The following is a 9,864-nucleotide window of genomic DNA, read 5'->3' on the forward strand; positions in this document are numbered from 1 at the left end:
TTATCCATAAATATACACCTGATATTTTGATCAATGTTGCCCTTCCGTATCAAGACCTTACGATCATGGATGCGTGTATAGCGACCAAGACGCCTTATCTTGATACGGCAAACTATGAGCATCCCGACGAAGCGAAATTTGAATACAAACTCCAATGGGAACGCGATGCCGCGTTTAAAGAAGCCGGAATCATGGGACTTCTCGGAAGCGGGTTTGATCCGGGTGCCACCAATGTTTTCTGTGCCTATGCGCAAAAACACTATTTTGACGAGATCCATACCATTGATATTTTAGACTGTAATGCGGGCGATCACGGATACCCTTTTGCGACCAACTTCAACCCTGAGATCAACTTGCGTGAAGTGAGTGCCAAAGGGCGCTACTGGGAAAACGGCAAATGGATCGAAACTGAACCGATGGAGATCATGCAGGTATGGGACTATCCTGAAGTAGGGCCGAAAGACAGCTATTTGCTCTACCATGAAGAGATGGAATCCTTGGTCAAACACATCCACGGCCTTAAACGAATCCGTTTTTTCATGACATTCGGCCAAAGCTACCTGACCCACATGAAATGTTTGGAGAATGTCGGGATGCTCGGTATTGAGCCGGTTGAGCACCAAGGGATGAAAATCGTTCCGATGGAATTCTTGAAAACCTTGCTCCCGGATCCTGCATCATTGGGACCACGTACAAAAGGAAAAACCAATATCGGAATCGTAGCCGAAGGTATTAAAGACGGCAAGAAACGCAAAATTTATATCTATCAGATCAAAGATCACGAAGAGTGCTATGCCGAAGTCAAATCCCAGGGTGTTTCGTATACCACGGGTGTCCCTGCAGTTATCGGTGCAAAATTGATGGTTCAGGGTATCTGGAGCGGTCAAGGCGTGTTCAATATGGAACAAATGGATCCAGATCCGTTTATGGATGAAATGAACACCCAAGGGCTTCCTTGGCATGTCATGGAAATGGACGTCTAACCTTTTTTCTTTGATTCCCGCTTGGCGGGAAACCCAAAAAAGCGGAGGGATTAAAGCTGTACGTATGCGGCAGCGCTTACGCCGCAAACAGGACATTTCTCCGGTGGTGTTCCTAACTCGATATGCCCGCATATCGGACATAAATAGATATTGACCTCATCCAAGTCTTTACCCGATTCAATCGCTTCCAAAGCTTTTTGATAAAGCTCGGCATGGATTTTTTCTACTTCCAATGCATAACCGAACATCTTTTTGGCTTTATGATTTTCTGCAACGGCCTGTTCATACATCGGCGGATACATGTCATTGAATTCATGCGTCTCACCGCTGATCGCTGCTTTTAAGTTCTCCAGAGTCGAACCTACGGCATCCATAGCTTTTAAATGACCGCTTGCATGAATACGTTCGGCTTCAGCCGTTGTCTTAAAAAGCTTGGCAATGTTCGGGAAACCGTCTTTGCTCGCTTTGTCTCCGAATGCAAGATATTTTTGATATGCTTGGCTTTCGCCGCTGAAGGCATATTTGAGATTTTCTTCTGTCGTTGGCATAAGGTTCCTTTGATTTAAAATGTTCCTATCTTACTCTTTATTATTGAACAGTCCGACTTTTCATTTCTGTTATGGCTAATACTATTGAAAAAGTGCACTCGCATAGCCGACAACACGCTCCGTATCGCCGCTCGCATCGGCGCTTGTCCGATAATCAAGAATGACACTTTTCAATCCTTTTTTCTTTGCACTGTTGAGCATTGCTTCCACGCCGATCATACCGCACGCTTCGCAGCCTTGATGCAATTCAGACGTACTCTCATGTTCAATGGCTTCCAAACAGATTGCATCAAGGCTATTTGCCTGATCCAACGAATAATAATGGCTTAAATCCGTACTGATGACGACAGACGTATCGTTTTGCGCCAGGCAATAATCAATAATCGGCTCAATCAAGGAAGGTTTGGCATAGGCATAGACCAGCTCAACCACTTTTACATCCGGACAATAGTGTTTGATAAACGGCATCTGCACTTCGGTGCTGTGTTCGTGATGGGCTTCCGGAAAAGAAGGGATTTTAAAGAGATGCATTAACTCATGAACGAGACTTCGATTGATCTCCAAATCTCCAAGCGGGGTTTGATAGGTCTCCATATCAGCAATACTGACCCCCTCGAAACCGACACGGTGCGACGGTCCGAAAACGACAATGGTTTTGGGGTGGGTATGGGTAAGAACCCTAAAAGCGATGTTTGCGGTAAAACCTGAATAGATCCAGCCTGCATGAGGGACGATAACCGCATTTCCAGATAGAGAATTAAAACGTTTTAGCGCTTCTGGATGCTCTTCTAATATCTTATTGAAATGATGAATCATTTCGTAAATTTCATCTGGATTTGCAGGGTAAAAACTTCCCGCAACACTCATAGTTCGACGGCTCATGTTAATCCTCCTTGATTTTTTCAACCTGATAGGTATAAATTTCAGGGTGATAGGAGAGGGGATCGTTTCCGATTCCCGCCTTAAGACCTAAATGGGTAAAAAAGGTGTCGAAATCATCCAGTTCTTCCCATACTTGGGGCAAAAAAGTTGCCTGATAATTTCCCAAACGCAAAATGACTCCATCGATATTCGGACGGATGATCCGAGAGAGTTCTTCCGCATCATCGTAGTTTATCGCTTCCGGATGGGTAAGAAAGGAAATCTCAATGCGCAGATCACTCAGCTCGGATTCGCTAAGCGGGGGAAACCTCGGGTCATGGAATGCTGCTGACTCGGCATTAGAGACCAGATCATCGATCAGACTCCGATGCGCAATGATCGACCCGATGCAGCCGCGCAATCTTCCGTGAATCGTCAAGGTTACAAAAGTGGCACGCGGCTGTGCCAATTCAGGATGAAGAGAGAGCAATTGATTTTTATCGATTGCTTTTCCCTGCAAATGAGCCGTAATTGCATTTCGGGCAATCGTGAGATAAAAAGAAGAGTCCATTGAAACCTCCTTCGCGTGTAGATATTTGCCAAACTTCTAACGATTTTAGCACTTAAAAGATTAGGTGGAAATAACTCTATGCTACAATCACACCATTATAACTCCCTTTTAGGAAACTCTATGAGCGCAATTGATCTCTCCCAACTCACCCGGACACCGTGCTATATTTGTGAAGAGGCTCTTTTGGAGAAAAATTTACAGATCATGGAGCGTGTACAGCGTGAATCAGGAGCGAAAGTCATTTTGGCGCTCAAAGGGTTTGCAATGTGGTCTACGTTTGACTTGGTAGGAAAATATCTTCACGGTTGTACGGCAAGCGGGCTGCATGAAGCTTTATTGGCACGCGAAAAGATGAACAAAGAAGTTCATACCTATTCTCCCGCCTTTAAGGATGAAGATATTGATGAAATTGCCCGTATCAGTGATGATATCGTGTTCAATTCACCGGCACAGTTCCATCGTTATTACGATCGTGTCAAAACGATCAATCCGACGATTGCAGTCTCTTTGCGTGTCAATCCGGAATATTCTTCTTCTCCGGTTGATTTGTATAATCCATGCGGACTCTACAGCCGTTTGGGGACAACGGCGGCTAATTTTGATCCTGCAATCGTTTCGAAACTTGACGGGCTGAATTTTCATGCATTATGCGAGCAAAATGTTGATGCGCTGGAAGGTGTCCTGGAAGCGTTCGAAGCAAAATTCGGCAGTTATATCGACGGTCTTAAATATGTTAATTTCGGGGGAGGGCATCATATCACCCGTGTTGATTATGATGTTGACCGTCTTATTGAGGTTATACGGGCATTTAAAGCCCGCCACAATGATATTACAGTCTATCTGGAACCCGGTGAAGCCATCGGATGGCAAACGGGACCGCTGGTCGCATCGGTACTGGATATCGTCCATAACGGAATGGACATTGCGATCTTGGATACTTCAGCAGAGGCCCATATGCCCGATACGCTCGCGATGCCCTATCGCGCTGCTATCCGCGGTGCAGGAGAAGCAGGTGAGAAAGCCTATACCTATCGCTTAGGGGGCAATACCTGTCTCGCCGGGGATATTATGGGAGATTATTCTTTCGATGAGCCTTTGGCTGTCGGAGATAAAATCATTTTTGAAGATCAGATCCATTATACGTTTGTTAAAAATACGACCTTCAATGGAATCAAACTTCCTTCACTCGCCATTTGGACCAAAGAGGGCAACCTCAAAATTGTACATGAATTCGGATATGCGGATTATCGTGATCGTTTGTCGTAAGTTTAGCGCTTAGCCAGAACGAGAGAAATAGCTTCCGCAATCAATTCGTACATCTCATGTATTGAAGCCGATTGCTCAAGGATATTTTTGAGGGATGTTTTTTCATACTCGAGTTTTTTGTGCCGTTGCGCCAGTTCGCTCATTTTATTGGAAATTCGGTTTTTGACCATATCAAGTTGGGCATCATGATTTTTTTTCATTTTGATGAGATCTTCATGCAATTCATTCGCTTTAGTCAGATCCGACTTCGCAGAGCTGCTCTCATCTCTTTTTTCTTTGATACGTCTCGAGAGTTCAATGACTTTTCTATCATTTTCGGAAATCATAGTCTCTAGCTCGTCAATTTTTTCACTCGTATCGTGCTTATGCTTTTTTTCAAGTGCAATATCGGCTTGACATTCGCTGACCCGCTCTTGCGCTGCAAGAATTGCTTCTTTTTGAGACGCGATTCGGATCTTGGACTGTTTGTACTGCATCATTACGGAGAGTACGGAACTGAAATTCCATTTTTGCTGCTGTCTGTCGGTAATGGCATGTTTTTGTATTTTATTGCCATTCGCATCGATTATGATTTCATCGGCAAAATACTTGACAAAAGTTTCGGCATTTTTATCGCGATTTTCAATAAATTCCAAAAGATTTTTAGCAGTATACAAAAGAATTTCGTGAAAATATTGGCGTAAAATAAATCCGGTTTGCCCTTCAATCTTTTCACGATCTTCTTCCGTGACAATATCCAGTAAAAGAATTTCAAGCATTGAACGAAAAACAGGAATAAAGGTTTTGGTAAAAGTACTGTTATCGATAACCGAAAAATTGAGTTTATCAGAGATGACTTCACCCAAAATAGGCTCAATATAACTCCACGCCCCCTCCGGAAAATAATGTTGATACATCTCTTCCATCACTTCGACCGAGGCACCTGCGAAACGTTTATCTATACCTGCCGGAAATTTTTGAGGCGGAGTATAGTAACGGATTGATATTTTTCCTTGGATAAAAAAGGTGATATCGCGCTCATCGAGGGAAAAAATTGAATCGATCTGCTGCCGGGTGATCGATCGTGCCGTCTCCATGTTTTCATTTTTCTTGATGAAATTTTCCATGATCTGATTACGAATTTCTGTGGGGATGGAGACCAAATAGGGGAGCGGCAGAAACTCCTCTTTTCTTTTAAGTACATCCAGAATGATGGAAGCGTTTTGATGTGCCATCCGGTCAAACGATTCTGGTCGCGAAGGATCGATAAAATGTTTTTTTAGCGTAAAAGATTTAAAACTGACCGATAGATCTATCTTCTGATATGTTTGAATGAAATAATTGACCAGTGCTTTGTGGATCGCCCCTTTTTTATCGTTAAACAGGTCTTCATTTTTAGCCACGGAAAGTTTGGAGAGTAATTCGGAGTAATGCGACATCGTAAAATCGAGAGCATACAGATTTTTTGGCAATATTTCATCAAGCAATATGACAATATCCGAAATTATTTGTGGATTAATACTATTTCCTTATTACACGGGTTGCGATAATAACCAATATTAGACAATTTCATCCCGCAGTTTTTTAATGATCTCTTGTTCTCTACGAGCAATGTATTTACTTAAATCTACTTCCTGCTGAAGTGTCGGAAAAATTTTAAAATGGTATTTATATCCGCCTTCATAGCCAGACTTGTATACCAGACGACCTTCCATATCACAAGATTGAGGCATTATTTCGGATGGAAACACTAATCTTACCTCATTTAGAAGGGAAAGTGAATACGGATGTTGACTGGTAACGGCAATTCCTCCGATCGAAATATCATAAACCTGAGCACGCAAGGTGATTGATGAATGGACAATGGTAAAAAGATAAGGTTCCTGCGGCTGTACCCGAATGCTTTGGCGATGAAAGAGTGATGTTTCGAGCTGGTCAAAGCGGCTTAATTTTAAAACACGCTCTCCATTCAGTATCATAGGAATAACCGAGGCATAAACGTCATGGATGATATGATCGTTTTTGAGAAGATAAATACCGTTTTGCAAAATAGCGGCGGTTTCCTGAAGCGGATGAACTCGGATAATGACACTTTGCTTATCCGTGTGGAGTATTTGAGCCGGATATTGGATCGGTACTCCGTAGTAGGTATTCAGTACGGTAATAGTTTCTGAGCGTTGACGCAGTAATTCAAGCGCATTGATAAGGGCATCTTCGAAAATAAAAAAGGACTCATCACCGAACCGTTTAGCAACATGCGCAATAAAATTTTCGATTGCAGACGTCAGGGCGATAATCTTATCCCAACCACCGATCGTGCCGTAAAATGATTTGATATAATGATTTAAGACAATATAAAAGGTATCGGAAAAAAATAGTTCGATCTCCTCCGGATCACGAAAAAGATCACGGATAGCGTGTATGTTATTTTCGATTTCCGCATCCTTTTCCACAAAGAGAGAGATAAAAAGAGGATTGAGCAGATTTTGAAAATCGCTTTGGGAGATGGATTGCTTGACTATGCCCGTATAGGCTTTCCATGCTGCTTTAACAAAAATAAGACGGAAAGCCTGTGTATCGAAATTCGGATTTTCAAGAGAGTGAAAGACGGCTAAAAAACTATTTTTAGACATCCATTTTCCCCTTGAGTTGAAAAGAGATTGCGGCATTGACGGCATTGAGATAACTTTGAACGGATGCTTTCCCCTGATATGCGATGTCAAATGCAGTCCCATGATCGACGGATGTTCGAATAATCGGAAGCCCTAAAGAGACATTAATACTCTCATCAAAATAGAGAGCTTTGAGCGGAGCCAAACCTTGATCATGATACATGGCCGCAATCATTGAATAATTTTGGCGAAAACGGGGAGTAAAAGCGATATCCGGAACTATCGGCCCGACAAAAACGTCTCTGCCGATCTTACTGTTTGCGGCTTCGATCGCCGCTTCGATAAAACGCTCTTCATTTCCTAGAACGCCATGATCGCCGGCATGAGGATTCAGCCCTAAAACTGCAATCGGCTCATGGTCCGTGGTATGATGCAGCTGAAGCAGAAAAGCGCTCAGTTTATCGGTTTGAATATGGGATACGACTTCTCGCAGCGGTATATGTTCTGTATAGAGGGCTACATAAAGCTTATCACATCCCAGCATCATAATCGCGTCACTTTGGAACATATCACGCAGCGCATCGGTATGTCCGACATATTGAATCCCCGCCATCATCCAGGCTTCTTTATGTATGGGTAAAGTTACGATGGCATCGACACTTTTAGATCGTGCCAGATCGGCTGCGGTGGTAAATGAATCATACGCATAGCGGCCGCTTTGTGCAGATACTTCACCCGGAGTGATGGTGAACTCACCGTTAACTTTGACCATATGAAAATCATTGGGAAACTGTGTATGCAGAAGCGATGCCGCTTGATGTGCCATTGTATAGTTTATACAATAAAGAGGTTTGCACAGATGTTTTATCCGTTCATGTGCCTTGAGAATAATTTCAAACCCTACACCGTTAAGGTCTCCGACACTGATTGCAACGGTTTTTAGCGCTGACATAGTATTTTCATATCCATTACGGCAGTGGCCAATCCGGTAAAAACGGAACGGGCAATGATGCTTTGACCGATATTAAGTTCTTCAATCGTGTCGATTTGGGCGATGGCAGAAACATTTTGATAATTCAATCCATGTCCTGCGGCTACTTTGAGCCCCAGTGAACGTGCATAATTTGCCGCATCGACCAGTTCGCCATAAGCTTGCTCAATCTTATTGTCCAATTCATGGCGAGAAAGTTTCAATGAGTCAATCGCATGGTGAGAATGCGGCAGAGCGCTGTGGCGCATTGCATAGAGGTTGGCATAGCTTCCTGTATGAAGTTCCACCCATTGCGCACCGAGACGTTCACTCGCTTCAATGGCATCCCGTGTCGGATCAATAAAGAGAGAGATTTCGATTTCGTGTTCTTTGAGTTTATTAATAGCATTTGATATTAATTCGAAATTTCCGACGACATCCAAGCCGCCCTCCGTTGTTACCTCTTGGCGTTTTTCCGGCACAAGCGTTGCCCGGTGGGGGCGTAAGCTGCCTACGATATCAATGATGGACGGTTCTATTGCACACTCGAGATTGACAGGAAGAGGCGATGCCGAGATGATACGGCGTGCATCTTCGTCATGAATATGTCGACGGTCCTCGCGCAGATGAATCGTGATCTGATCTGCTCCGCTTTGGGCACAGATGGCCAGAGCCATAAGCGGATCCGGATCATTGATTTTACGAGCCTCTCTGAGGACGGCAATATGGTCTATATTGACCCCTAGAGTAATTTTAGTTTTGACGACGTGCATAAAAATCCTTTTTAAATTCAATGAATTTACCCGCTAGAATCGCTTCACGTGCTTGGCGTACCAGCCACAGGTAATAATGGAGATTATGGAGAGACGCAAGCCGAAAATAGGTCAGTTCTTTGGAACGGAACAAGTGGTGAAGGTAAGCACGGCTGTAACGTCGGCAAGTATAACAGTTACATTCCGGATCGATCGGCTGCGCGTCGTATTTGAAAGTGGCACCTTTGATATTCACTTTCCCGAACGTCGTAAACAGAGTTCCGTTTCGGGCATTGCGTGTCGGCATGACACAGTCGAACATATCGACTCCGCGTTCAATATTCTCAACTATGTCTTCAGGTGTTCCTACCCCCATCAAATAGCGCGGCTTGTCTTTGGGCATCAACGGTGTTGTATGTTCTACCGTATCATACATAAGATTGTTCGATTCGCCTACCGAGAGACCGCCGATCGCAAATCCATCATAATCCATCGCGCACAGTTCTTCAGCGGATTGGGTACGGAAATTCAGATCGGTTCCCCCTTGAATGATCGCGAAAATGTTTTGGTTAATACCGATCCCTTTGGTCTGGTTGTTCCGGTGGTAGTCGATGGATTGCTGAGCCCATTGCGTAGTTCTTTGAATCGAGGTTTTAATCCGTTCCTGCGTAGCGGGGAGGGCAACGAGATCGTCGAGAATCATCATAATATCGCTGTTTAAATTATTTTGAATATCAATCACTTTTTCAGGGGTAAAAAAATGTTTTGACCCGTCGATATGGGATCGGAATTCTATCCCAGATGCCGTCGGTTTGGAAATATCACTGAGACTGAATGCCTGAAATCCGCCGCTATCGGTCAAAAAGCTATTCGGATAGGTCGTAAAGTCGTGTAATCCGCCGAAACGTGCGACGGTTTCATCTCCGGGGCGGAGGTACATATGATATGTATTGGCGAGGATGATCTGAGTATCCAATATTTCCGTCATGTCAGCCATATCGAGGGCTTTGACCGAGCCTACTGTCCCTACCGGCATAAATATCGGGGTTTGGATGGTAGAGTGCGCGGTAGTAATAGTACATGCTCTGGCATTCCCGCATGTGGCTTCGACGTTAAATTGCATAAATGACCTTAAGTTTTTTCGTTATTTTATCGCATTACGGGCCGTTTGGCCAACCCGTTTCGCTATAATTACAATTAATCAAGATATAGCATGTTTACGTAGGTGAGCTCTCTGCTGAAGAGAACACAGCGTTAGTGTAGTCGTAAGGATCTTTTTCTGCGGCGTTTTAAATTAATATAATAGGATTATGAATGAGCAT

General features: G+C 43.7%; 10 protein-coding genes. 2 read left to right on the forward strand and 8 right to left on the reverse strand.

What is annotated here, in order from left to right:
- Positions 1–983, forward strand: a 983-nt coding sequence (locus WAO38_RS09825) for a saccharopine dehydrogenase family protein (protein ID WP_422236647.1), incomplete at its 5' end; no start/stop codon positions are given.
- Positions 984–1,033: 50 nt separating this feature from the next.
- Here WAO38_RS09825 and WAO38_RS09830 read toward each other — a convergent pair.
- The 3 genes from WAO38_RS09830 to amrA all read right to left on the reverse strand — a co-directional run bounded on the left by WAO38_RS09830 (position 1,034) and on the right by amrA (position 2,963).
- Positions 1,034–1,531 carry a rubrerythrin family protein gene (locus WAO38_RS09830; RefSeq protein WP_422236649.1) on the reverse strand — a complete coding sequence of 166 codons (498 nt, stop codon included), beginning with the start codon at positions 1,529–1,531 and terminating at the stop codon, positions 1,034–1,036.
- A gap of 81 nt (positions 1,532–1,612) precedes the next feature.
- On the reverse strand, positions 1,613–2,413 hold the full coding sequence (amrB, locus tag WAO38_RS09835; RefSeq protein ID WP_422236651.1) for an AmmeMemoRadiSam system protein B: 801 nt from the start codon (positions 2,411–2,413) through the stop codon (positions 1,613–1,615).
- Between the two features lies 1 nt (position 2,414).
- Entirely contained in the window at positions 2,415–2,963 is a 549-nt protein-coding gene (gene amrA / locus WAO38_RS09840; protein ID WP_422236653.1) for an AmmeMemoRadiSam system protein A, read from the reverse strand.
- Between the two features lie 120 nt (positions 2,964–3,083).
- On the opposite strand from amrA, the gene nspC reads away from it, so the two are divergent.
- Positions 3,084–4,229 carry a carboxynorspermidine decarboxylase gene (gene nspC / locus WAO38_RS09845; RefSeq protein ID WP_422236655.1) on the forward strand — a complete coding sequence of 382 codons (1,146 nt, stop codon included), beginning with the start codon at positions 3,084–3,086 and terminating at the stop codon, positions 4,227–4,229.
- Positions 4,230–4,231: 2 nt separating this feature from the next.
- On the opposite strand, the gene WAO38_RS09850 is transcribed toward nspC, so the two are convergent.
- The 5 genes from WAO38_RS09850 to tgt form a co-directional block, all read right to left on the reverse strand.
- Entirely contained in the window at positions 4,232–5,695 is a 1,464-nt protein-coding gene (locus WAO38_RS09850) for a hypothetical protein (protein ID WP_422236657.1), read from the reverse strand.
- Between the two features lie 72 nt (positions 5,696–5,767).
- Positions 5,768–6,841, reverse strand: a complete 1,074-nt coding sequence (locus tag WAO38_RS09855) for a PilZ domain-containing protein (protein WP_422236659.1) — start codon at positions 6,839–6,841, stop codon at positions 5,768–5,770.
- The gene (gene pdxA, locus WAO38_RS09860) at positions 6,834–7,772 is read right to left on the reverse strand and encodes a 4-hydroxythreonine-4-phosphate dehydrogenase (RefSeq protein ID WP_422236661.1); all 939 of its coding nucleotides are present in this window, start codon (positions 7,770–7,772) and stop codon (positions 6,834–6,836) included. Before pdxA ends, WAO38_RS09855 begins: the two co-directional genes overlap by 8 nt.
- Positions 7,760–8,542 carry a pyridoxine 5'-phosphate synthase gene (locus tag WAO38_RS09865; RefSeq protein WP_422236667.1) on the reverse strand — a complete coding sequence of 261 codons (783 nt, stop codon included), beginning with the start codon at positions 8,540–8,542 and terminating at the stop codon, positions 7,760–7,762. Before WAO38_RS09865 ends, pdxA begins: the two co-directional genes overlap by 13 nt.
- Before the next feature lies 1 nt (position 8,543).
- Positions 8,544–9,665, reverse strand: a complete 1,122-nt coding sequence (gene tgt, locus WAO38_RS09870) for a tRNA guanosine(34) transglycosylase Tgt (RefSeq protein WP_422236663.1) — start codon at positions 9,663–9,665, stop codon at positions 8,544–8,546.
- Positions 9,666–9,864: the final 199 nt, after the last annotated feature.

The organism is Sulfuricurvum sp. (assembly GCF_049277495.1).
Lineage (GTDB): Bacteria > Campylobacterota > Campylobacteria > Campylobacterales > Sulfurimonadaceae > Sulfuricurvum.

Excerpts from the sequence above, each read along its gene's own strand:
- WAO38_RS09830 (WP_422236649.1), bottom strand. The coding sequence starts at position 1,531 with ATGCCAACGACAGAAGAAAATCTCAAATATGCCTTCAGCGGCGAAAGC.
- amrB (WP_422236651.1), bottom strand. The coding sequence starts at position 2,413 with ATGAGCCGTCGAACTATGAGTGTTGCGGGAAGTTTTTACCCTGCAAAT.
- amrA (WP_422236653.1), bottom strand. The coding sequence starts at position 2,963 with ATGGACTCTTCTTTTTATCTCACGATTGCCCGAAATGCAATTACGGCT.
- nspC (WP_422236655.1), top strand. The coding sequence starts at position 3,084 with ATGAGCGCAATTGATCTCTCCCAACTCACCCGGACACCGTGCTATATT.
- WAO38_RS09855 (WP_422236659.1), bottom strand. The coding sequence starts at position 6,841 with ATGTCTAAAAATAGTTTTTTAGCCGTCTTTCACTCTCTTGAAAATCCG.
- pdxA (WP_422236661.1), bottom strand. The coding sequence starts at position 7,772 with ATGTCAGCGCTAAAAACCGTTGCAATCAGTGTCGGAGACCTTAACGGT.
- tgt (WP_422236663.1), bottom strand. The coding sequence starts at position 9,665 with ATGCAATTTAACGTCGAAGCCACATGCGGGAATGCCAGAGCATGTACT.